This is a genomic window from Streptomyces sp. NPDC088354 (assembly GCF_044753585.1).
Lineage (GTDB): Bacteria > Actinomycetota > Actinomycetes > Streptomycetales > Streptomycetaceae > Actinacidiphila.
This window is the reverse complement of the sequence record NZ_JBIVNJ010000002.1, coordinates 1-20,528: the sequence shown is the minus strand read 5'-3', so window position 1 is coordinate 20,528 and position 20,528 is coordinate 1. Positions and strand designations below refer to the sequence as shown.

Here is a 20,528-nt window from a genome sequence, read left to right as displayed (position 1 = left end):
CCGGGGGCGTACACAGCCGCCGGGGGGTCCCCCGGCCCCCCGGGGGGGGGCCCGGGGGGGGGCCGCCCCCGGGGGGGGCCCCCCCCCACGCCTGCTCCCCAGGTGCGGGCGGACCCGCCCGCCCGACCCCGCCGTCGGCGGCCGGAGACCTGCGCGCCGATCCGGACGCCCGGGTCGCGGGCGGACGTCCCCGAGGCGACCACGCACCGCACCGGTGGGGGCGGACCGATCGGGCACAGCAGCGCCAGGAGCCGGCTCATCCGCTGGAACCGCTTCCGGATCAGCGGCTCCAAGGCCCGTCCAGCCCGTCGTACGGGAACGCGCCGTCGACCAGCCAGTGCGCGCCGGCGACCGCCGCGCCGCAGGTGATGTGCCGCCATCCGGTCCCCCTTCGGCGCTCGCGGTTCTCGGCCCGGTCGACGCCCGCCGATCAGCTCGCAGGGGACTGCCAGGCGGCTTCGGCCGCCTGGGCGGTGGGGTGGGTGGGGAAGACCTGTGCCAGGCCGACGATGTGGAAGATCCGGCTGACGCGGCCGGGGACGGCGGCAAGGGCGATGCCCGCATCGGCTGCCAGGGCGTGGTTCCGGGCCGCGAGCAGCGCGGTGACGCCGCTGGAGTCGCAGAAGGTGAGCCCTCCGAGGTCGAGGACGAGTTGCTGGCCCCGGCGCAGCCCGAGTCCGGGCAGTGCCGCGCGCACCTCGGGCGAGGTGTGGTGGTCCAGTTCCCCGGTGAGTTCGATGACCGCCCCTGCGGCGGTGGCGCGGACCTGGACGATCAGATTTCCGTTCACAGCTGCTCTCCGCCGGTGTGTCGGGGCACATGGATGGCCAGGACGGCGGTGTCGTCGTCCACGCCGGTGCCGAAGGTGTCCAGCAGGTCGCGAATCGCCTCGGTGGTGGCCGATGCGGTGGTGGGGGCCAAGGCGCGGCCGAAGTCGAGGAGGGCGTCGTCGCCGTAGCGTTCCTCGCCTCCGACGGTGGCGTTGATGTGGGCTTCGGTCAGCCCGTCGGTGTGCAGCAGCAGGGTGTCGCCGGGGGCCAGCCGGACGGCGGTGGTGGCGATGTGGGCGTCCGTCAGCACACCGATGAGCTGGCCGCCGGGAGTGGGCAGGTAGTCGGCGGTACCGTCCGCGCGCATCAGCAGAGCGGGAGGGTGGCCCCCGCTGGCCAGGGTGACACGGAAGCCACCCAGGTCGTGGTCCGGTGTCAGGAGGCCGAAGATGACGGTGCAGAAGCGGGGGTCGGTGCCGTTGTACTCGTGGTTCAGGACCGTGTTGAGGTTGGTGAGGACGGCGGCGGGGTCGGGGTCGTAGACGGCGGCGGCGCGCAGGGTGTAGCGGGCCAGGGAGGTGACGGCCGCCGCCGCGGCGCCCTTGCCGCAGACGTCGCCCAGGAACATCCCCCAGGTCCCGGCGGCAAGGGGGAACAGGTCGTAGAAGTCGCCGCCGACCTCGTCCACGGAGGCGATGTGGTAGTACGCGGAGACGTCCAGCCCCGGCACGTTCGCCAGCGTCGGTGGCAGCAGCGTCTTCTGCAGCGTAGTGGCCAGACGCTGCAGCCGGTCGCGCTCCAGGTCGGCTTCCTTGCGGGCGCGCAGCAGCTCCGTCTCGTAGGCGCGGCGGTCGCGGGCGTCGAAGACGGTGGTCCGGATCAGCAGCGGCTGCCCGTCGCTGCCGGTCTTCACCGTGGAGGTGACCAGGACCGGCAGACGCGAGCCGTCGGCGGTCGTGAATTCCAGAGCGATGCCACTGACCTCGCCCTGCATCCTCAGGAGCGGGGCGAAGTGGGTCTCGTGGTAGAGGCGGCCGCCGACGGTCAGCAGGTCGGAGAAGTGTCTGCGGCCCACCAGGTCACCGCGCTCGTAACCGAGCCAGTCCAGCAGCGTGGTGTTGACCTTCGCGATCCTGCCGTCCAGCAGGGTCGACAGGTAGCCGCAGGGCGCGTGCTCGTACAGGTCCTCGGCACTGTCCTCCAGCAACGCCGAGAACTGGGCCTGCTCGTCCGCCGGGACCCCCTCCTCGCGAGGGTCCTTGCCTTCGTCGTCGTCGGTCTCGCACATCATCCGGCGGCTCCCGCGAATGCGGCGATCGCCGCGGCGGTCTCCTCCGGGGCGGCGAGCTGGGGGCAGTGTCCCGTCGCGTTCAGCGTGACCAGCCGGCTTCCCGGGATCTGCGCATGGACGAACGCCCCCACCTCCGGCGGGGCGATGGCATCGCGAGAACACTGCGCGACCAGCGTGGGCACGGCCACTCCGGCCAGATCCGCCCGGTTGTCGGAGAGGAACGTCACCCGGGCGAAGACCCGTGCGATGTCCGGGTCGGTGCGGCAGAAGCTGTTGGTCAACTCCTCGCCCAGTTCGGGCCGTTCCGGGTTGCCCATGATCACCGGGGCCATGGCGCCCGACCACCCGAGGTAGTTCGCGTCCAGCGACTCCAGCAGCTCCTCGATGTCCGCGGCGCTGAATCCGCCCCGGTAGCCGGCGTCCGCGTCGTCGACGAAACAGGGGGAGGGGGCGAGCAGCACCAGCCCCGCGAACGCCCCGGGCTCCCGGCGGGCGGCCAGCACCCCCATCATCGCGCTCACCGAATGTCCCACGAAGACCACGGGGCCGAGCTCGAGCTCCCGGCACAGCTCCAGCACGTCGGCGGCATACCCGTCCAGGCTCGCGTACCGCTCCGGGCTCCAGGCCGACAGGTCCGAGTTGCCCGCTCCCACGTGATCGAAGAGCACGACGGTGAAGTCCCGCTCCAGCGCCGGAACCACCAGGCGCCACATGTTCTGGTCGCACCCGAACCCGTGGGCCAGCATCACCACGGGCCCGCCGGGGCGCCCCGTGACCGACACGTGGTTCCTGCTCCGGACGTCCATACGCCCCATCGTCGCAGACGGCGGATCGTCGCTCGGCCGTCCGCGCTGCCGGGAGATCCCGTCGGCTCCCACCGCGTGGGTCACGGTCGGATCACCGCGCCCACCGGCTCCGGCAGTGCGGTACGCAGTGCGGTGCGACCGCCGCGCCAGGCGCGCAGGATCAGATCGCCGAGGCGGTCCTCCAGCAGGCCGGTGGCCTCGATACCGAAAGCGACGTCGGCTGTCAGCTGCGGTTCGGCGGCCAGCAGCGGCGCGATCACCTCGTGGCGGACGACTTGTTCGTGAACGGCGTCCGCTTCCACGTGCTCGTCGTAGAACCTCTCCGCGGCGGGTCCGGCGCCCAGTCGCCGCATGGCCTGGGCGATGCGCCGTGAGCCGGGCGAGGAGGTCACTTCCAGCGTGGCGAAATGGCCGACCGCCGCGCCCCGGAGCGCGCGGTGCAGCCCGAAGAGGGACATCAGGTTGACCGTGGCGAGTGCTTCGCAGGGAGCGGCGTCGACGTAGCGGCCGTAGGCGGTGTCCAGGTGCAGGTCCGCCATGAGATCGGCGAACAGCCGGGCGTGGATGTCCTCGGCGTGGCCCGCGCCGAATTCGTCGAACTCGACGGCCACCATCGCCGCCTTGGCGCGGCCGTGCAGGCGGGGGATGAGCCAGGCGTGCGGGTCGGCCTCCTTGAGGTGGTAGAGGGAGCGGAGGGCCGCGTACTCCCGCAAATGCGTCAGCGACCCGTGATCCCTCAGGTAGTGGCTGACGCTGTTGCCGCCGTCGCATTCGGCGGGTTCGACGAGGATGTCGGCCAGTGCGTCGTCCGCATCGCCCGCGCCGGGGACATGGGCACGCAGTTCGGAGAGAAAGCGTTCCTCCAGGCCGCGCCGTACGTCCAGCAGGGCGGGATCCCATTCGCGGTCCTCGGCCACGCCGTCGAAGCCCTGGTAGTGCAGCTCGTAGAGCACGTACAGGGCGAGCTGCAGGTCGTCGCCGTACGGCTCGCCGCTCGCGATCCGCTCGCGCCGCGGCAGGGCACGGCGGTGTCCGCGCAGGGAGGCGATGACCGCGGAGGAGACCTCTCCTCGCTCCTGGGGGAGGGCCGGGGCTGCGCTCCTCGGTTCGCGGAAGGCCGTCATGGTGTCTCTCCGTCGGCAGGGGCTGCGTCGTCGGCCCCCGGGGGGTTCCCGGCGGTACGGCGCGCCCGGGAGTGGACGCGGTGGCTGGTGTCGCACCAGGGGTACGAACGGCTGCGGCGGCAGGTGCAGACCGCGACCATGAAGCGGTCGGACGTCCGCGTCGTGCCGTCCTCGGCGACGATCGTCACGGGACCTTCCACCAGTAGCGGCCCGTGGTCCTGCACGACGACGCGGCGGGGGCGTTCAGGAGTGCTCGGCACGGATGACCACCAGCTCTTCCTTGTCCTGGCCGTCCTCGACCAGGCCCTGTTCGCGCAGCCACGGAAGCCGTCGGCGCAGAACAGGGCCGAAGGGGATCAGTTCACGATCGGTGACCTGCGCGGACAAGCCCCTGTGCCGGAGCAGGTCGACGGTGGCCTGGACGCCGCACAGACCGGAGTGGACCATGAGCAGGACGCCGCCCGGCCGCAAGAGGTGAGGGGCGGCGGCACAGACACGGTCGACGACCGCCCGGCCGTCGGTACCGCCGTCCCAGGCCCTGGCCGTGCCGCTGCTGTCCGTGGCTCCGTTCTCGGAGGGGACGTACGGCGGGTTGCTGAGGACCATGTCGAACCGGCCACCGGCGGCGATGCCCAGATCACCCCGTCGGACGGTGATCCGCCGGCGAGCCAGCAGGGCGTTGATCCTCGCGCACCACACGGCCCGGCGCGAGATGTCGATCGCGGTCACCCGCGCACCCGACCGGGCGGCGCGCACGGCCAGCACCCCGCTGCCCGTGCCGATGTCCAGGACATCCACTCCCGGAAGGGGACCCTCGCGATTGACCGCCCGGATCAGGATGTGGGTGTCGTGCTGAGGTGCGTAGACGCCCGGCAGAGTCACCAGACGCTCGGGTTCGCTGCCCAGCGGTATCGCCATGAGTGGTTCACCTGGTCTCTGTGTCGCGCCCGGCGACAGCCCGGGCCGTCCGTTCCGCGCCATCGCCCCGAGCCACTCGGCGCAGCGACGGACGAGATTCTCAGCGGTGCTGTCCTGCCGCACGAGACCCGCCTGCCCCGAGCCGCGGCGTCCATGCGCAGGGGGACGTGCCGCACCGCTGGGGCCCCCTGACCAGGGCCGGAGGGGCCGGCCCTGACATGCTGACCGCCGCCACGGCGGCCGAAGCCCAGCGGGGAAGTGGGCGTCCCGTGGGGACAACGAGGAGTGCCGTGCGTACGGAACGTGACGCGGCCGGGAGGGCGAACGCTCGGCGACGGCCCGCGCGGCGATCCGAAGCGCACACCCAGGGGGGTGAAGACCTGAGGCCGCCGGAGCGTCGCGTGGCATACGGAATGGGTGAGCGAAAAACCGGAGGAAGGGCAGGAACCACCCGACGCAGGGCACCGGCGTCCGCCCGGAGTGAGCGACCTGACGGTCCAGGCACTGGGTTCCTTGTCGAAGGCGCTGGAGACCACCGAGCGGGCCCGCGGGCACCTGTACGCCTTTCACCAGCTGACCGGGACCGCCGACCTCGAGCTCGACCGCGCCGTCCGACTGCTGCGGGAGGCCGGCCACGCCGAGCCGGCCGACACGGTGGAGCGGGAGATCGTGGGACGCAATGTCATCCCCGGGCACTGGACCTTCCAGATCGTCGAGGCCTACAACCGCACGTACTACCGGCCCTTCGCCGCCCTGGAGCAGAGCCTGGTCGGCGAACTCGCTCAGGGCCGGGACCATCTGTACGAGGCGGAGATGAAAGAGGCCCGGCGTACCCGCCACCATCCGCACCACACCGCCCGACCGCCGCACTGAGGCACGGATGCCGGCCGCCGGCGGCGTCCTCGCCCGGGCCAGGCGTCCCGGTGGGGAGGAACGCGCCGCACTCCACGGGGCGGGCGGTCGCGGACGTGCGGGTGCCGTGCCCGGGAGCCGGTGTGGCCAAGACCTGCTTGTGAGCACGCGTTCGGGGCGACCCCACCGTGGGGCCGCCCCGAACGCGTTGCAGCTGCGTGTGCCGGTGGATCAGTGCCGGCCGATGTCCTTGATCTTCTCCTTGGCCTCGCGGGCGTCGCCCTTGGCCTGTTCGATGTGGCCCTCCGCGGTCAGCCGCTCGTTGCCGACGGCCTCGCCGGTGGTCTTCTTGACCTTGCCGACAACCTGCTCGGTCTTCGCCTTGGCCTTCTCGTTGGCGGACATACTGTGCACCTTCCCTGGCCTCGACATCGTGTGCTCCGGCTTCGCCTGACCGCTGCGGGACGCGGCAAACATGCCGTGCGGGACGGGAGGACAGGCGAGCCGCCCCAAGAGGAGACCGCTGCCGCCTGCCGGGATGCCGCCGGCCGCTTTCCGGCGTGCAGCCTCGGGCCTGTGGCCCGCTGTGAATCGGCACGCTCCCGGCCGCCGAGTGCGGCGGCGCCGGGGGCCCGCGGGCCGGGCCGGAGCAGCCGCCGCTTCGCCGTCTGCCTTGCGGGGAACCGGGTCGCCTGTCCCGTCAGCCCTGCTGCTTTTGCCAGTGGAGTACGAGGAAGAGCGTGAGGAGGAGGTCGTCGGGTAGCACGCCGCCCTCACCCGGAAGACGTACGCGATGGGGGCGCGCGCCCAGCCGGTCGTAGAAGATCTCGAGCGGCCCGATGCCGCGCACGCGGTTGCCGAGTTGGTCGTGTCTCAGTTCGTACGGCCCGACGCGCAGCAGGCGGTTCGTGAGCTCGGTGTGGTCGCAGTTCCACTGGCCGACGGTGTGAGGCACGCCGGACCACCGGCTGTAGGTGATGCGAGCGGCACCCACGGCGGACAGGCGCGTGCCGAACTGCTCGTACACGAGCGGCCATGAACCCAGCGTCCGAGGCCGGCTCCCCAGCCGGTCGTAGCTGATCGCCGCGCCGCCGATGCCGCACAAGCGGGTCCCGGCCATGTCGTAAGCCAGCTCGATGTCCATACGCCGCCTCGCCTCCGGACACGATGCCGCGCCGGCCGGGTCCGGCGGCGCGGGGCAGGTCGCACGCTTCCACGCAGGTGCAGACTTCCCTGGGGACGTCGATCGGCCCTCGGGTGGTTGCGGCCGCTGTGGCGGTCCGCTTCGCAGGACCGTTCGCGCGGGCAGGCGTGAGATCGGCTTTCGGGGGCAGAAGGCCACGGACGGGGCGGACAACTCAAAGGTGATGACGTGACGGAATCCACGCAGCAGGCCACGAGCATCATCGAACGCTCCGGTGGACTCCCCGCCACGCGAGCCCTTCAGGAGACGGGTCTGCCCTGGATCGAGAACGCCGGCAAGGTGGCCCCCAAGGACGCCCGCGAGTTGTCGAAGCTGTTCTTCGACCGGCTGCAGAGCCTCGAAGAAGGCACAGCGGAGTACAGCTACGCGCGCAGCACGCTGATCGAGATGAACATGTGCCTGGTCCACTTCGCCGCCCGTCGCTTCCGCGGCCGTGGTTCCGAGGAGCAGGAGGACATCCTTCAGGTCGGCACCATCGGCCTGATCAAGGCCATCGACCGGTTCGACCTCAGCCGTGAGGTGGAGTTCACGACCTTCGCCGTCCCCTACATCGTCGGTGAGATGAAGCGGTTCTTCCGCGACACCTCCTGGGCCGTCCATGTGCCGCGGCGCCTGCAGGAGTTGCGGGTGGAACTGGCCAAGGCCCGCGACCACCTCACCACCGTCCTGGACGCCCCGCCCACCGTGGCGGAACTGGCGGCGTACCTGGAGATCGGCGAGGAGCAGGTCATCGAGGGCATGGTCGCCGCCAACGGCTACACCGCGGGCTCCCTCGACCTGCCCGCAGGGGACGAGGGCGACGAGGGCGGCCACTCCTACGCCGACACGATCGGTGCCTGCGACCCGGCGATGGAAAAGGTCGAGGACATCCGGGCACTCGCCCCCATGCTGGACGATCTGGACGAGCGTGAACGTGTCCTGCTGGAGATGCGCTTCGGCCAGGAGATGACCCAGGCCCAGATCGGCGCCGAACTGGGGCTCTCGCAGATGCACGTCTCCAGGCTGCTCTCCCGGCTGCTGACCAGGCTCCGTGCCGGAATGCTCACCGAAGCCTGAGCCCGCCCTCCGGCGTGAGCCGTGAACGGACTGAGGCCGGTCCCGCGACGAGCGCCGTATCGGGACCGGCCTTTTGCGGGAACGACTCCAAACGCCGGAAGAAAATCGGTTGCGCGATGTGTGGTGCTCGGTAGGATCCTGCCGTTCCTGGAGTGCCGGGCGTGGACGACAGCCCGGTCGTGACGAGAGAGGAGGTGCGTCCTCGTGGATGCCGCCGTGATGCGGCGCGCCCGTGTGTGCGCGCCAGACGCCTTGTCTCGTCACCTTCCCACCGGCTGACGGCGCGCGTTTCGCCGACGCGCCTCGCGGTGGGTCCTTCCCCAGGAGATCACCACAGTGCGTGAGCGCTTTGCCGACGGCGAGTCCTTCGCCCGTATCCGCCCCAAGGGCAACAACCGACGCAATCACCGCGGCGAAGAAGCCTTCGAGGAGGCCTTCTCCGAGTACGCGGCACGCTGGACCCCGGACGCCTTTGCCGAGGCCGACGAGGACACCTACGAGGCCGAGGACGGCCTCACCCCGCCCGGCCACGCGGCCGACGGGCCTCCCCAGGGCGACCGCTGGTCCACCTGGGACCAGTCGACTCCGACCGAGAAGGGCCCCGAGCCCCGCCCCGCATGGGTGGTGACGGACCTGGCCGCCGTCGACACCGAGCTCGGCATCGTCAAGACGGGCAAGGAAGCCGACGTCTTCCTGATCGAACGGGCCGTGCCCGGGACCGACCGCCGCACCCTGATGGCGGCCAAGCGCTACCGCGACGGGCAGCACCGCATGTTCCACCGGGACTCCGGCTACCTGGAGGGGCGTACGCACAAGGAATCCCGGGTCAGCCGGGCCATGGCCAAGCGCACGTCCTTCGGCAAGGAGGCCATCGCGGGCCAGTGGGCCGCTGCCGAGTTCGCGGCGTTGTGCCGGCTGTGGTCGGCGGGGGCGGCCGTGCCCTATCCGGTGCAGATCCTGGGGACGGAGATCCTGATGGAGTTCATCGGGGACCGGTCCGGGACGGCCGCCCCGCGCCTGGCCCAACTCCGCGTGGAAGAAGCCGATCTGGACGACCTGTGGGAGCAGCTCGGCCGCGGCCTGTCGCTGCTCGCGCGGGACGGCTACGCGCACGGCGACCTGTCCGCCTACAACATCCTGGTCCACGAGGGCCGTCTGGTCATCATCGACGTGCCCCAGATCGTCGACGTCATCGCCAACCCGCGGGGCCGCTCCTTCCTCGAGCGCGATGTCCGCAACGTCGGTGCCTGGTTCGTGGCCAGGGGCCTGGCGGAGCGACGGGTGGAGGAACTGGCGCAGTCCCTTGCCTTTGACGCACGGCTCGACTGAACGCCCTTGCCGCATCGGCGTGTTCGCGCTGCCGAGCACGCCGATGCGGGGGCGGGACCCGGGAGCGGCGCCCGGGTCCGCGCGGGCAGCCCGCTTCAGGCGTGGTAGTGGGTGAGGTCGATGGAGTGGATGCGCAGCGGGAAGCCGTACTCGGGGTGTGTGGTGTCGCGCTCCGGCGTCATGCCGAGCTTGCGCATCACGTTCTCCGAGGCGTTGTCGCCGATCCGGGCGATGCCGACCAGGCGGTCCAGGCCGCGGTCCTGGAGCGCGAACTCCATCGCGGCGTGGGCGGCCTCCGAGGCGTAGCCCTGGCCCCAGAACTGCGGGCCCAGCCGCCAGCAGACCGACACCTCGGGCATCACCTCGGGCAGGAACTCCGGCAGGGACAGGCCGGTGAAACCGGCCAGTTCGCCCGAGGCGAGCAATTCGACGGCGAAGAGGCCGAAGCCCTCCTCGTCCCACTCCTCCTCCCACCGCTCGATGGCCTCCGCCGTGTGTTCCAGGTCGCGCACGGAGCCGTCGCCGACCCAGCGCATCACCCGCGGGTCGCCGTTGATCTCGGCCATGGGGACCAGGTCGTCGTCCTGCCAGCGGCGCAGGAGCAGGCGGGGGGTCTGGATCTCGGTCATGAACTCATCCTGTCGGAGGCGGAACCGCAACGGTAACCGGCGCGGCGGCCGACGCCGACCAGCCGTGGGGGCGGCCTGTCGCGGCCGCCCGCCTCACCCGAGGGACGGCCGGGCGGGTTGGGTCCGGGCTCCAGGGACGCCGGGGGGTGGAGACGTGCGGCGAAGGCGTTGATGTCGTCCGTGGCTGCCAGGCGGTGAAGAGATTTCAGGGCGGCCGGGTCAGGGCGGCGTCGCTCGCATCGTCGGCTGCCGCGACACGTCACGGCGTCTTGCGAGGGTGCTTCCCGCGTGCCGGTGTGGGAGCACGGGGCGGGGGTAGCCGTTCAGAGTGCGACGATGCCGCGGGTCCGCCGCGGTGGTGATTCCCCAGGCGTCGCACGGGCGCGGCCCCGTCCGCTGCAGAGGTGGGCGGAGCTGTGTCGCGTTGAGCCGCTCCGGCGTACCCGCTCTCGCGCTGACGGTTCCGTTCCGCCGATCACTGTCGGCCCACCCTCACCCACGCGACGGCGGGAGTCGAGGCATTCAGCGGTACGTCGCGGCCACTGACGCCGTCCCGCTCAGACTCGGCCGGGTGAGCGGTCTTCGCGGGTCGCCCTCGGCCTACTCGACGCGGTGCGGCCGGCGGCCGGCGACGTGCAGACGGGTGCGGGTGGGGAGGTGCTCCCAGCCGGCGGATCGGCGGGCTCGTTCCACAGGTCCGTCGTGCAGGTCCGCCAGTACCTGGGCGGGGGTGCTGTCGGGATCGAGGGTGAGATCGATGCGGCCCTCGGGGTGCGGGGCCCTGCCCGCCATCCGTGCTGTGGCCTTGCGGACGCCTGGCAGGCGCCCGGCATCGGCGGCGAGTGCGTCGCTCAGTGCCCTGTCCCGTACTTGGACACCCTCGGCGGGGGAGTCCCCGCCCACTGCGACGGGACCGGGACGGTGCCGCCGCAGTTGTGCCAGCAGCCACCACAGGGCGAGCAGAACGGCGACGACCAGGGCGGCGATCACGGCGGGCCACCACCACCATCCCTGCCCGGACCAGGCGATCCGGTCCGCACGGCTGAGCAGGACCTGGTGCGGGGAGGTCAGCGGCCAGCCGTCGGGGGGCGCGAGAGCCCATCGGCGGTACACGTTCAGTCCGGCGGCCAGCACCAGGAGCCCTCCGCCCAGCAGAACGAATCCCACCGCGGCAAGCAGTGTCCGATTGACCTTGGCTTGGGTGTCCATGATCCGTCCTCCATGTCACGTGGTCCCGGGGTGTGCGGCCGGTCAGGTCGAACGCCGTGCGCGGACTCTCGGTTTCGGGCTGTGGGCCAGAGCGAGCCGGTTGCGCTGCTCGTCCCTGACGGCGGCGACGATCTCGCTCTTGACGTCATGCGGGTCGCGGAAGCGCACGTCCGCCCGCACCCGGGTGCGGTGCCGGCGCACCCGGACCCGGGCCCGGCTCACTCCGGGGACCCGCAGGGTGGCGTCACGCAGCAACTGGGCCGCGCTGTCGCGGTCCAGCGTGGCGCGGGTGCGGCCGCGGCCGGCGGGTACCTCGAGCGGCAGCCGGCGGCGCAGGCCGGGAGTGAGCGCGAGCACGATCAGCCACAGGCCGAGGGCGGCTGCGGTGGCCGCGCCGGCGAGCATCCACACGTCGTCGAGAGGACGGCTCGCCAACTCGTCGAAGAGCCCCTTGCGCCAGGCGGCGGCCGGTTGGCCGGCCCGTACCTGCACGACGTCGAACAACAGCATCCCGGCGCAGAACAGCATCACCAGCGCGGCGAGGGCGGCGGGGGTCCGGCGTGCGGACCACAGCCGCCGCGAGGGTTTCCGTCTCACGGCGCCTCCCACCGGGCCGTGGCCGGGCGGGGACTCGTCACGCCCTGGCCCCCCGGTCGCCACGCGCCGTGTCGCCGAGGTCCCCGCGGGGGACTGCGGTGGGCGGGGTTCGGGGACGGGGGCGGGGACAGCGGGTTCTCGTCGGGGATTCATGACACTCCTTGCGTCGCTTCTTGTTCGGCGGCGGCGCCCCGCCGGATCAGTGGACTCTTCCGCTTCCCGGGCCCTCGACCGGGACGAGCCGGCGCACGGTCAGCGTGACCTCGCGGACGTCCAGCCCGGTCAACTGGGCGACCCGTTCGGCGATGTCATGCCGCAGCAGCGATCCGGTCCGCGCGAGGTCGAGGGGATAGGGCAGATCCAGGGACAGGGCCAGCCGTGCCGATCCGTGGTGCACGGCGGCCGAGGCGCTGGGGGAACCGAGCGCCCGGCGGCCCGACGCCCGGCCCGTCCGCCGGGTCATGGCCTCGCGGGCCGCTCTGGCGGCGATCCTTTCCACCACCTTGCCGGGGATGTCGGTCGCGCCGCGTTCGGCCGGGGGCGGCAGGCCGTCTGTTCCCGTGTCCCGGTGCCGGGTGGAGTCATGGACGGGAAGGGCCGGCTGCGCGGTCATTGCACTCGACTCCGAGGCGGCGTCGAGTCATTCCGGGGGCGCCTGAAGGTCTGGTGGCTGGGGCCGCTCCGGGGGCGGGGAAGGTCTCCCTCGCTCCTGTGGCTTCCCTCGTCGCGCCTTCCGTCACGGCGGTGGACGAAGTCGCCGACGACAAGGTCGCCTTGCGCGAAGCAGCCGATGATCAGACCGAGTGCCCCGAGGACGGCCACGACCAGAAACGCTCCGAACCCGCCGAAGTAACCGGCGAAGCCCAGTGCCATGCCTGCCACCAGGCCCAGTGCTGCTGTGCTCATCTCTCACTCACCCATTTCCTGGAGTGTGCCGTCTGGGCACACGGTTCGTCGCGACGCGGGTCGCGACCGGCCGATGACGCCGGGCGGTTCACGACACGCGGCCCTCGGTCGGGGGCGGCTCGTCGTCCTCCTCGTCGGGGAGGTGGACGTCGTCGACGGTGATGTTCACCTCGACCACTTCCAGTCCGGTCATGCGCTCCACCGACGTGATCACATCGGTGCGGACCTCCGCGGCCACGTCCACGATGGAGATGCCGTACTCGACGACGACGTCGAGGTCGATGGCGGCCTGGCGTTCGCCGACCTCCACGGTCACGCCGCGGCCGACGCCGGGGCGTCCGCCCGGGACCCGGTCCCGTACGGCCCCGATGGCCCTGGCCATCCCGGTGCCGAGGTTGTGGATGCCCGGTACTTCCCGGGTGGCCATCGCCGCGATCTTCTCCACCACGCTGTCCGTGATGGTGGTCTGGCCCCGGCTGTCGGCCGGGCAGTCGGCGCCGCGGCCGCCCTTCAGGATCGATCCGGCGTCGGCGGCCTGGTCGTTGGCGAATACCGGGCGGCTGGTCGTGTCCATCATGAGGAACTCCTTGATCGATGCGGGCACCGGTTCAGTGCCCGTCAAAGGATTGGACCCGCTCCAGCGGCAATCGTCACGAAATTCGGCCATTTATCTCATATAGACTGAATGATGCGGTGTTTTCGAAGGGTCGCAGTGCGTGTTCCGGCGCTGACCGCGCCGACGGCACACGCTTCCCGGGACAGCCGCTGGACGGCCCCGACACCCAGGGGAGCGGCCGTGCAGGAACCGGAGGAACCCACGCCACCCGAGCGGCCGGACGTCGCCGCGCAGGGTGGACCGGACTGGCTGCTGGCCGTACGCGCCGGTGAAGGCGACGACGACGCCTTCGCCGTCCTGGTGCGCCGGCACAGCGCCTCCCTGCTCGCGCTGGCCCACCATCTGCTCGGGAACTCCTCGGACGCCGAGGACGCCGTCCAGGACGCTTTCATCAGTGCCTGGCGGCGGCTCCCGCAGTTCCGGGGCGACGCGGCGTTCCGCACCTGGATGTACCGCATTGTCACCAACAGGTGCCTCAACGTTCTCCGCCGCCGCACGTCCGCCGTACCCCTGGACACCGTCCCCGAGCCCACCGCCGGCACTACGGGATCCGGGCCGGCCGGCGCCGCGGAGAGCGGCGCCGCCACCGCCGCGCTCGCCCGCGCGCTTTCCCGGTTGAACCCCGAGCAGCGCGCCTGCTGGGTGCTGCGGGAACTGCACGGCCTGCACTACGAGGAGATCGCGCAGATCGTGGACGCCAGTGAACAGACCGTACGAGGCAGGCTCTTTCGAGCCAGGCGCTCCCTGATGAAGGAGATGGCCCCATGGCGCTAGAAGACCCGCATGCACGGCCCTCCGCGGCCGGGCCGCCGCCGGCCGGCACCGAGGGTGCGGCCCCGCCCCGGGGCGTTGACGCCTCCCTGCTCACCGGTGATCAGCTGCTGCCCTGCGGGCGCCCCCTCGGCCGCGCCTGGGAACTCGCACGCGATGCCACTTCCACCACCGATCCGCACACCTCCGACTGCCCCTACTGCCGGCAGGCCATCGAGGGTCTGGCGGCCCTGGACGAGGCGATCGGCGCCCTCGGCGCCCAGGAGCGGCCCAGTGCCCAGGCCATCGCCGACCGGGTGATCCGCACCGTCCGCGCCGAGATCCGCCTCGGCCGCATGCTGCCCCTGGACGACCCCGCCGGAGACCTGCAGATCGCCGAGACCGCGGCGGCGAAAGTCCTGCGCCGGGCCGCCGACACCGTCAGCGGCGCGCAGATCGCCAGTCTGCGCATGACCCCCTCCGGAGAGGGCCGGGCCGTGCACGTCGCCCTCACTCTGGCCGCCACGCCGGACCGGCCGCTGCCCGAGTACGCCGACCACGTACGCCAAGCGGTCCTCCACGCCGCGCACCGGACGCTCGGCCTGGCCGTCAGCGGCGTCGACGTCACGATCATGGACCTGCTGGAGCCCGGCGTTCCCACGGCCCGCGGCGAAGCCGATCTCCCGGAAGGCGAATTCCGATGACCCTCCTCCAAGCGGCGAACCTCAACCAGACCGCGGCCCATGCCGCCCTCGCCGTTCCCGGCGTGGCCGGACTGCAGCCCGGCCTCGGCTACCGGCTCGCCAATGCCGCCGCCCGTGCCCAGCAGCACATAGGCGTCGCCGCCCGGCCCCCCGAAGCGGGCATCCTGGTCGAACGCACACTCAAGCCGTCAGGCTGGCACGTGGAAGTGCGCTGCGTTCTCAACCAGGAGCGCCGCGCGCTGGACACCGCCCGCGACGTCCGTCAGCAGGTGCGGTCCGCCGTCACCGACCACCTGGCCCGCAACGGCACACCGGAACCGGTCACCGTCGTGGTGACCGTCACCGGTTCGACGCCCTGACCCGCTGGCCGTTGACAGCATCTCCGGGGGCCGGGTCGGGGCGTGAGCGGGTCCTGACAACCCGTCAATTCCGGGACGCTGGCGGCCCGGGGATCGTCGTCCGCCGTGCACTCGGCGTCGCCGCCGGGCGCCGAAGCGGTCCCTCTGTCACAGGGGGCGCACACGCGGGCGACCGCGTCGCCGCGGACTCCGCGGACTCCGCGGACCCGCCCGCGTCCGGGTGGGCGAGGGCCGCGCGAGTCCACGGGGGAGTGGGGGTCAGCCGGCCAGCAGATCGGCCACGGCGGCGATGCCCGTCGCGATCGCGCGCTCGCTCACGTTCCCGAAGCCCAGCACGAGACAGGCCCCGCCGGTGCCGGCCGGCGCGGAGCGGTTGGCCGTCATCCCGTAGAGGCCGACCCGCCGAGCGCGGGCCTCCGCCACTACGTGTGCCTCGTCGCGGCCCGCGGCGAGATGAGCCACGGCGTGGAAGCCGGCGGCCAGGCCGGTGAGGCGTACGCCGGGCGCGTGCGCCGCGAGCGCCTCGACCAGGGTGGCGCGCCGGGCCGCGTACACCGTCCGCATCCGCCGCAGGTGACGGTCGTAGCGCCCGGAGGCGAGCAGTCGGGCGAGCGCGACCTGGTCCAGGGTCGGCGATCCGCGGTCGTCCCCCTCCTTGAAGGCCACGACGGACTCGACGAGCGCCGGCGGACACAGCAGCCAGCCCAGCCGGAGTGCGGGCGCGAGGGACTTGCTCACCGTGCCGAGGGCCACGACGCGGTCGGCGGCGAGGCCCTGGAGCGAGCCGACCGGCTCACGGTCGTAGCGGAATTCGGCGTCGTAGTCGTCCTCGACGACGAAGGCGTCACGTCGCTGCGCCCAGGCGATCAGCGCGCGCCGCCGGCCGGCGGCCATGACCACCCCCGTCGGCCACTGGTGCGCGGGGGTCACGAGGACCGCCCGCGCGCCGGTCGCCTCCAGCGCGCCCACGTCGATGCCGTCCTCGTCGACGGGCACCGGCACGGCGGTCATCCCGGCGTGCGTGGCGGCAGGGACGTCGCGCCGGGAGCGCCGGGGTCCTCGTAGGCCAGGGTGCGGACACCGTGGGCGGCCAGCGCGCGCAGGACCAGGCCCAGACCCTGGGCGTAGCCGGAGCAGATGACGGTCCGCCCGGGGTCGGCGGCGGCGGCCCGCACCCGTCGCTGGTACCCGGCGACCACTTCGCGCAGCGCGGGTGCGCCCCGCGGCTCGCCGTAGCCGAGTGCGGCGGTCGGCAGGGAGCGGCCGGCCTCGCGCATCGCCCACAGCCAGTCGGCGAGAGGGAAGGATCCGAGGTCCGGGACGCCGGATCGGAAGTCGGCGATGAGCCGCGGTACGGGCGGCGGTTCGGGGGCCGGCGCGGGTCGCGGGCAGGCGCGGGCCGCGACGGTGGTGGCCGCGCCGGCCCTGGTGGTGAGGTAGCCCTCGGCCTGCAACTGGGCGAAGCAGTCCTGGACCAGTCCGCGGGACACGCCCAGTCGGCGGGCCAGTTCGCGGGAGGACGGGAGCCGCTCGCCGACCCCGAGGCGTCCGGCCCTGATGGCGTCCCTGATCTGACGTTCCAGTTGCGCGCGCAGCCCTTCGGCGCTCTCCCGGTCCAGGGCGAGCAGCAGTTCCGGGGACAGACCGGACCACTCCAGCGGCATGGAATTGGAGCTTAGCCGGGGGCCGGCCGGCCTTTAGCGTCAACGGCATGACCAAGCCGCCCAGTCACCGGCCCGTCGCCGCGGCCCCGGGCACCGCACGCCTGCCGGGTACACCCCCCGTGCCCGCCCGGCCTCCGCTGATGACGCGGCGGTTGCTGCTGCGCTTCGTGACGGTGATCGGCGCCTCCGCGAGCTTCTTCCTGCTGCTGTCGGTGGTGCCGCTGTACGCCGAGCGCGGCGGCGGTGACGCGGGCCTTGCCACCGGTGCGTTGATGCTCGCCACAGTCGGCGGCGAGTTGGCCACGCCGCGCCTCGTCGCCCGGTTCGGATACCGGTCTGCGCTCGCCGCGGGGCTGGCGCTGCTCGGTGCGCCCGCACTGGTGCTGACCGTCGGGCACGGCATGGCGTGGATCGTCGGCGTGTGCCTGCTGCGTGGGTTGGGCTTCGCGCTCACCGTCGTCGCCGGCGGCGCTCTGACGGCCTCGCTGATCCCGGCCGAACGGCGCGGCGAGGGGCTGGCGCTGGCGGGCATCGTGTCGGGCGTGCCGTCCCTGGTGGGCCTGCCGCTGGGCGTGTGGCTGGCCTCGCACGTGGGGTTCACGCCGGTGTGCGCGGCGGGCGGGGTGGCGGCCCTGGCCGCGATGGTGGTGGTGCCGGGGCTGCCCGGGCGGGAACGGTCCGCGGGCCGGGACGCGGGGGTCGTCGCCGGCCTGCGCGACGGAGCCCTGGCCCGGCCCACCGCCGTGTTCGCGGCGACCGCGCTGGGTGCGGGAATCATCGTGACCTTCCTGCCGGTCGCCGTCCCCGCGTCGCTGTCCGGGCTGGTGGCGGCAGCGCTGTTCGTCCAGCCCGCGACGGCCACCGTGGCCCGCTGGTTCGCCGGGCGGTTCGGCGACCGCCACGGCCCGGGCCGCCTGGTGCTCCCCGGCCTGCTGGCATCGTCCGCGGGCCTGCTGGTGACAGCGGCGACGAGCAGTCCGGTGGCGGTGCTGGCCGGGGTCGCGCTGTTCGGCGCCGGCTTCGGGGTGGCGCAGAACGCGACGCTGACGCTGATGTACGCGCGGGTCCCGGAATCCGGGTACGGAACGGTCAGCGCGTTGTGGAACGTCGCCTACGACGGAGGGATGGGCCTGGGCGCCGTCGGCTTCGGCGCGGCGGCGGCCCGCGCCGGCTACCCGGCCGCCTTCGCGCTCGCCGCCGCCGTGATGCTCGTCGCCCTCGCCCCGGCGTGGCGTGACCGTTGAGCTCTCGGCCGCGCCGTTTCCGTACCCGGTCGCGGGGCGGGCGCGGTCCGGGTGACCGATGGGCTCACGCGCCCGCTCGGCGGTGGCGCCGGGTCGAAGGGTCGCCGGGTTCGGGACGACGGTCCGGCGAAGGCCGGTGCTGAAGGCACGTTGGCCGCTGTTGGGCGATCAACTCGCGATGGCGTTGTCGTCGATCCAGTTCCCGTGGAAGCCGAACGGCACACGGCCGGGCAGGTGCACCCTCGCGACCGGGGCGGCGTCGAGGTCGGCCGCTTCGAGGACGACCAGTTCGGCGCGGCCGGCGTTGGCGTCGTGGACCACCGAGAGGATCCAGCCGTCGTCCTCGCACACGGCGTCCGGGCGCGGTACGAACGCGGGCTCCATCGTGACCCGGCCGGGACCGTAGTCGTGGAGGCTGGTGTTTCCGGTGCGGGTGTCGACCTTGACCAGCGGTCCCGTGCCGAAGCCGTCGCTCGGGTCGCGCTTCACGTCGTCGGTGATCTTCAGGCCGTGTGCGCTGAAACCGGCGAACCAGCCGTAGCGGTGCGCGCGTCCGGTCAGCGCGGGGTCGATCCGCGGGAACTCCACGCGGTACTCGCTGATCACCTCTTCGCCGACCGTGCCCAGCGCCGGGTTCACCGTCCAGCGGACCAGGGTGGGCTCGGCGTCACCGGGCCCCCAGACATCGCGGACGAACATCCGGTCGTAGCGCACGACGTCCATCGTCAGCGAGCCGTCGGCGTTGTCGTGGGCGTTGAGGACGTGGAAGACGAAACAGCGCGGCGCCTCGATCCAGCGCGTCTGCTCGGCCGTCCCGCCGATCGGCAGGATGCCGATGCGCGCCGCGTGACGGTCGTCCCAGGTCAGGGGCAGCCTCGTCAGGGGACCGCCGGCCCGGGCGAGGCGCTTGGCGGCGGCCAGGGTGACCGGGAGGTCGAGCACGACGACGCGCGTCTCGGTCAGCGCCATGTCGTGGACCATCGGACCGTCGTCGACCTCGATGTCACTGCTGTGCCTGGCCTTGCCGTCGGCTCCGAGCACCACATATCGAAGGGAGCTGAAACGCGGGTTGTAGGTGATGGCGTGCATGTCGCCGGTCACCGGGTCCACCTTCGGGTGGGCGGTGAACCCGCGGCTCAGGGCGCCGTCGCAGTCCCAGACCGCCATGCGGGCGAGGTCGGGGCTGATCTCGACCGGCGGCTTGCCGGCCTCGATGAGCGTGAGGATGCGCCCGGCGTGGTGGACGACGTTGGTGTTCGGCGCGCCCTGCTCGCTCTCGATGAAGCGGCTGCGGTACCACTCGGCCCTGCCGTCGCGCAGCCGGACACCGTGCACCATTCCGGCCCCGTTGAACCAGTGATGGGTGGCCGGGTCGACATCGCCGCGCGGATTCGGTCCGATCCGCAGGTAGCGGCCGTTCAGCTCGCGCGGCAACTCACCCGTGACGGGCAGGCCGGAGGCGCTCACCTCCTCGGTGAGCGGGGCGTAGTTGCCCGCGGTGAGGTAGCGGTTGCCGAGAGACACACTGGTCACGTTGATTCCCTTCGACCGTGGTGACCTACGGTACGGTCGGGACGTTCCAGGCTGGAATATTGAGGTTCAGAACGTCCGAACCAGGAGATAGTGATGCCGGGCGCCCTCCCGATCAGTGCGTATGTCGTCCTCGGCCTGCTGGACAGGCACGACGGGGCGACCCCCTACCAACTCGACCAGCGCATCCGCGAGAGCATCGGCTACTTCTGGTCGTTCCCCCGCTCGCAGCTGTACGAGGAGGCCGGCCGGCTGGTCCGGCGCGGCTTGGTCGTCGAACGCCAGGAGGAGGGCGGACGCCGTCGCCGCACGTTGTCCCTCACCGCCGAAGGACGCCACGAACTGCGCCAGTGGCTCACCACCCCGACGCGGGCGACAACCGAGATCCACGACGAGGGGCTGCTGCGTCTGTACTTCCAGCCCCTCGGCCCCGCGGAGGGGGAGGCCGACGGCGCCCCCGTCGAAGGGGGGAGCGCGGTCGTCCGGCTTGCCGCGGAGCAGATCGAGGCCCACGAAGCCAGGCTCGCGGAGTACGAGCGGCTCGTGGCCTCCGGCCGGCCCCTCCCCGGCTCGCCCCAGCGGGCCACGCTGGAGGTGGGACTGCGGTTCGAGCAGATGATCATCGGCTTCTGGCGGCAGATCGCCGCGTCCCCGGCGAACCCGCCAGGAGGAGCGCTCGGCGCATAGCGCCGCGCGGTGGCGGCAACCGCGACATGGCCGCGGGCGGCACGTGACGCTGTCCGCCCCCCTTCCGGGGGAGCGGACAGCAGAGGCGCCCGGCGCCGTCATTCGAAGACGATGACCTGGCGTCCGACGACGTCGCCGCGGCCGAGGGCCTCCAGGTTGTCGTTGATGTCCCCCAGCCCCACTTTGGTGACGTTGTGCTTGACGAGGCCGGCTTCGGCCAGGGAGAGCACCTCGACCAGGTCCAGGTGGTTGCCCCAGAAGGAACCCATGTAGGTCAGCTCCG

Annotated in this window: 24 protein-coding genes and 2 pseudogenes; 8 read left to right on the top strand and 18 right to left on the bottom strand. The window is 72.5% G+C overall.

Translation table 11 applies throughout. The features are described 5' to 3' along the window. Positions 1-430: 430 nt before the first annotated feature. The 6 genes from ACIP98_RS03405 to ACIP98_RS03380 form a co-directional block, all read right to left on the bottom strand. Entirely contained in the window at positions 431-790 is a 360-nt protein-coding gene (locus tag ACIP98_RS03405) for an STAS domain-containing protein (protein ID WP_319662385.1), read from the bottom strand. Then, positions 787-2,058 (bottom strand): SpoIIE family protein phosphatase, encoded by a 1,272-nt coding sequence (locus ACIP98_RS03400; protein ID WP_319662488.1) that lies wholly within the window; start codon positions 2,056-2,058, stop codon positions 787-789. Before ACIP98_RS03400 ends, ACIP98_RS03405 begins: the two co-directional genes overlap by 4 nt. Beyond that, positions 2,058-2,867 (bottom strand): alpha/beta hydrolase, encoded by an 810-nt coding sequence (locus ACIP98_RS03395; RefSeq protein ID WP_319662383.1) that lies wholly within the window; start codon positions 2,865-2,867, stop codon positions 2,058-2,060. Before ACIP98_RS03395 ends, ACIP98_RS03400 begins: the two co-directional genes overlap by 1 nt. 80 nt (positions 2,868-2,947) lie before the next feature. Next, positions 2,948-3,991 (bottom strand): iron-containing redox enzyme family protein, encoded by a 1,044-nt coding sequence (locus ACIP98_RS03390; protein ID WP_319662382.1) that lies wholly within the window; start codon positions 3,989-3,991, stop codon positions 2,948-2,950. After that, complete coding sequence (locus ACIP98_RS03385) at positions 3,988-4,251, bottom strand: CDGSH iron-sulfur domain-containing protein (RefSeq protein ID WP_401973477.1); 264 nt, start codon at positions 4,249-4,251, stop codon at positions 3,988-3,990. The genes ACIP98_RS03390 and ACIP98_RS03385 overlap by 4 nt, the downstream gene beginning before the upstream one ends. Continuing rightward, positions 4,235-4,909 carry a HemK2/MTQ2 family protein methyltransferase gene (locus ACIP98_RS03380; RefSeq protein ID WP_319662380.1) on the bottom strand — a complete coding sequence of 225 codons (675 nt, stop codon included), beginning with the start codon at positions 4,907-4,909 and terminating at the stop codon, positions 4,235-4,237. The genes ACIP98_RS03385 and ACIP98_RS03380 overlap by 17 nt, the downstream gene beginning before the upstream one ends. 417 nt (positions 4,910-5,326) lie before the next feature. Here ACIP98_RS03380 and ACIP98_RS03375 point away from each other — a divergent pair, with 417 nt between their 5' ends. Further along, positions 5,327-5,782, top strand: coding sequence for a hypothetical protein (locus tag ACIP98_RS03375; RefSeq protein ID WP_401973476.1), 456 nt, complete (start codon positions 5,327-5,329; stop codon positions 5,780-5,782). A gap of 210 nt (positions 5,783-5,992) precedes the next feature. Here ACIP98_RS03375 and ACIP98_RS03370 read toward each other — a convergent pair whose 3' ends face one another. Further along, complete coding sequence (locus ACIP98_RS03370) at positions 5,993-6,166, bottom strand: CsbD family protein (RefSeq protein WP_319662378.1); 174 nt, start codon at positions 6,164-6,166, stop codon at positions 5,993-5,995. A gap of 295 nt (positions 6,167-6,461) precedes the next feature. Beyond that, positions 6,462-6,905 carry a hypothetical protein gene (locus ACIP98_RS03365; protein ID WP_401973474.1) on the bottom strand — a complete coding sequence of 148 codons (444 nt, stop codon included), beginning with the start codon at positions 6,903-6,905 and terminating at the stop codon, positions 6,462-6,464. Positions 6,906-7,163: 258 nt separating this feature from the next. On the opposite strand from ACIP98_RS03365, the gene ACIP98_RS03360 reads away from it, so the two are divergent. Together ACIP98_RS03360 and ACIP98_RS03355 are read left to right on the top strand one after the other, a co-directional pair. Beyond that, on the top strand, positions 7,164-8,021 hold the full coding sequence (locus ACIP98_RS03360; protein WP_401973959.1) for a SigB/SigF/SigG family RNA polymerase sigma factor: 858 nt from the start codon (positions 7,164-7,166) through the stop codon (positions 8,019-8,021). Between the two features lie 336 nt (positions 8,022-8,357). Beyond that, a complete protein-coding gene (locus ACIP98_RS03355; protein ID WP_319662376.1) occupies positions 8,358-9,350 on the top strand; it encodes an RIO1 family regulatory kinase/ATPase in 993 nt (330 codons plus the stop codon). 95 nt (positions 9,351-9,445) lie between these two features. Here the strand turns inward: ACIP98_RS03355 and ACIP98_RS03350 are convergent, their stop codons facing one another. From ACIP98_RS03350 to ACIP98_RS03325, 6 genes and pseudogenes are all read right to left on the bottom strand, one after another. Continuing rightward, complete coding sequence (locus ACIP98_RS03350) at positions 9,446-9,979, bottom strand: GNAT family N-acetyltransferase (protein WP_401973472.1); 534 nt, start codon at positions 9,977-9,979, stop codon at positions 9,446-9,448. 600 nt (positions 9,980-10,579) lie between these two features. Continuing rightward, positions 10,580-11,188, bottom strand: a complete 609-nt coding sequence (locus tag ACIP98_RS03345) for an alkaline shock response membrane anchor protein AmaP (RefSeq protein WP_319662374.1) — start codon at positions 11,186-11,188, stop codon at positions 10,580-10,582. 42 nt (positions 11,189-11,230) lie between these two features. Next, positions 11,231-11,785 (bottom strand): DUF6286 domain-containing protein, encoded by a 555-nt coding sequence (locus tag ACIP98_RS03340; protein WP_401973470.1) that lies wholly within the window; start codon positions 11,783-11,785, stop codon positions 11,231-11,233. 199 nt (positions 11,786-11,984) lie between these two features. After that, on the bottom strand, positions 11,985-12,398 hold the full coding sequence (locus ACIP98_RS03335) for an Asp23/Gls24 family envelope stress response protein (protein ID WP_319662372.1): 414 nt from the start codon (positions 12,396-12,398) through the stop codon (positions 11,985-11,987). 113 nt (positions 12,399-12,511) lie between these two features. Continuing rightward, positions 12,512-12,691, bottom strand: a pseudogene (locus ACIP98_RS03330) (hypothetical protein); the annotation flags it as partial. Positions 12,692-12,779: 88 nt separating this feature from the next. Then, a complete protein-coding gene (locus ACIP98_RS03325; protein ID WP_319662371.1) occupies positions 12,780-13,268 on the bottom strand; it encodes an Asp23/Gls24 family envelope stress response protein in 489 nt (162 codons plus the stop codon). 219 nt (positions 13,269-13,487) lie between these two features. On the opposite strand from ACIP98_RS03325, the gene ACIP98_RS03320 reads away from it, so the two are divergent. The 3 genes from ACIP98_RS03320 to ACIP98_RS03310 are packed head-to-tail and all read left to right on the top strand — an operon-like array spanning position 13,488 to position 15,120. Continuing rightward, a complete protein-coding gene (locus tag ACIP98_RS03320; RefSeq protein WP_319662370.1) occupies positions 13,488-14,081 on the top strand; it encodes a sigma-70 family RNA polymerase sigma factor in 594 nt (197 codons plus the stop codon). Beyond that, positions 14,072-14,761 (top strand): hypothetical protein, encoded by a 690-nt coding sequence (locus ACIP98_RS03315; protein ID WP_401973467.1) that lies wholly within the window; start codon positions 14,072-14,074, stop codon positions 14,759-14,761. Before ACIP98_RS03320 ends, ACIP98_RS03315 begins: the two co-directional genes overlap by 10 nt. Further along, on the top strand, positions 14,758-15,120 hold the full coding sequence (locus ACIP98_RS03310) for a hypothetical protein (protein ID WP_319662368.1): 363 nt from the start codon (positions 14,758-14,760) through the stop codon (positions 15,118-15,120). Before ACIP98_RS03315 ends, ACIP98_RS03310 begins: the two co-directional genes overlap by 4 nt. Before the next feature lie 258 nt (positions 15,121-15,378). Here ACIP98_RS03310 and ACIP98_RS03305 read toward each other — a convergent pair whose 3' ends face one another. Beyond that, positions 15,379-16,131 carry a PLP-dependent aminotransferase family protein gene (locus tag ACIP98_RS03305; protein WP_401973465.1) on the bottom strand — a complete coding sequence of 251 codons (753 nt, stop codon included), beginning with the start codon at positions 16,129-16,131 and terminating at the stop codon, positions 15,379-15,381. Then, complete coding sequence (locus ACIP98_RS03300) at positions 16,128-16,784, bottom strand: GntR family transcriptional regulator (protein ID WP_401973463.1); 657 nt, start codon at positions 16,782-16,784, stop codon at positions 16,128-16,130. Before ACIP98_RS03300 ends, ACIP98_RS03305 begins: the two co-directional genes overlap by 4 nt. Before the next feature lie 47 nt (positions 16,785-16,831). Here ACIP98_RS03300 and ACIP98_RS03295 point away from each other — a divergent pair, with 47 nt between their 5' ends. Further along, on the top strand, positions 16,832-18,028 hold the full coding sequence (locus ACIP98_RS03295) for an MFS transporter (RefSeq protein WP_401973461.1): 1,197 nt from the start codon (positions 16,832-16,834) through the stop codon (positions 18,026-18,028). A 168-nt stretch (positions 18,029-18,196) separates the two neighbouring features. Here the strand turns inward: ACIP98_RS03295 and ACIP98_RS03290 are convergent, their stop codons facing one another. Beyond that, positions 18,197-19,561, bottom strand: a complete 1,365-nt coding sequence (locus ACIP98_RS03290) for a carotenoid oxygenase family protein (RefSeq protein ID WP_401973460.1) — start codon at positions 19,559-19,561, stop codon at positions 18,197-18,199. A 93-nt stretch (positions 19,562-19,654) separates the two neighbouring features. Here ACIP98_RS03290 and ACIP98_RS03285 point away from each other — a divergent pair, with 93 nt between their 5' ends. Further along, positions 19,655-20,245, top strand: a complete 591-nt coding sequence (locus tag ACIP98_RS03285) for a PadR family transcriptional regulator (RefSeq protein ID WP_401973458.1) — start codon at positions 19,655-19,657, stop codon at positions 20,243-20,245. Positions 20,246-20,343: 98 nt separating this feature from the next. Here the strand turns inward: ACIP98_RS03285 and ACIP98_RS03280 are convergent. Then, positions 20,344-20,528 (bottom strand): annotated as a pseudogene (locus tag ACIP98_RS03280) (NAD(P)-dependent alcohol dehydrogenase); the annotation flags it as partial.

Excerpts from the sequence above, each read along its gene's own strand:
- ACIP98_RS03400 (WP_319662488.1), bottom strand. The coding sequence starts at position 2,058 with ATGTGCGAGACCGACGACGACGAAGGCAAGGACCCTCGCGAGGAGGGG.
- ACIP98_RS03395 (WP_319662383.1), bottom strand. The coding sequence starts at position 2,867 with ATGGACGTCCGGAGCAGGAACCACGTGTCGGTCACGGGGCGCCCCGGC.
- ACIP98_RS03390 (WP_319662382.1), bottom strand. The coding sequence starts at position 3,991 with ATGACGGCCTTCCGCGAACCGAGGAGCGCAGCCCCGGCCCTCCCCCAG.
- ACIP98_RS03380 (WP_319662380.1), bottom strand. The coding sequence starts at position 4,909 with ATGGCGATACCGCTGGGCAGCGAACCCGAGCGTCTGGTGACTCTGCCG.
- ACIP98_RS03370 (WP_319662378.1), bottom strand. The coding sequence starts at position 6,166 with ATGTCCGCCAACGAGAAGGCCAAGGCGAAGACCGAGCAGGTTGTCGGC.
- ACIP98_RS03365 (WP_401973474.1), bottom strand. The coding sequence starts at position 6,905 with ATGGACATCGAGCTGGCTTACGACATGGCCGGGACCCGCTTGTGCGGC.
- ACIP98_RS03350 (WP_401973472.1), bottom strand. The coding sequence starts at position 9,979 with ATGACCGAGATCCAGACCCCCCGCCTGCTCCTGCGCCGCTGGCAGGAC.
- ACIP98_RS03345 (WP_319662374.1), bottom strand. The coding sequence starts at position 11,188 with ATGGACACCCAAGCCAAGGTCAATCGGACACTGCTTGCCGCGGTGGGA.
- ACIP98_RS03335 (WP_319662372.1), bottom strand. The coding sequence starts at position 12,398 with ATGACCGCGCAGCCGGCCCTTCCCGTCCATGACTCCACCCGGCACCGG.
- ACIP98_RS03325 (WP_319662371.1), bottom strand. The coding sequence starts at position 13,268 with ATGATGGACACGACCAGCCGCCCGGTATTCGCCAACGACCAGGCCGCC.
- ACIP98_RS03315 (WP_401973467.1), top strand. The coding sequence starts at position 14,072 with ATGGCGCTAGAAGACCCGCATGCACGGCCCTCCGCGGCCGGGCCGCCG.
- ACIP98_RS03310 (WP_319662368.1), top strand. The coding sequence starts at position 14,758 with ATGACCCTCCTCCAAGCGGCGAACCTCAACCAGACCGCGGCCCATGCC.
- ACIP98_RS03305 (WP_401973465.1), bottom strand. The coding sequence starts at position 16,131 with ATGACCGCCGTGCCGGTGCCCGTCGACGAGGACGGCATCGACGTGGGC.
- ACIP98_RS03300 (WP_401973463.1), bottom strand. The coding sequence starts at position 16,784 with ATGCCGCTGGAGTGGTCCGGTCTGTCCCCGGAACTGCTGCTCGCCCTG.
- ACIP98_RS03295 (WP_401973461.1), top strand. The coding sequence starts at position 16,832 with ATGACCAAGCCGCCCAGTCACCGGCCCGTCGCCGCGGCCCCGGGCACC.
- ACIP98_RS03285 (WP_401973458.1), top strand. The coding sequence starts at position 19,655 with ATGCCGGGCGCCCTCCCGATCAGTGCGTATGTCGTCCTCGGCCTGCTG.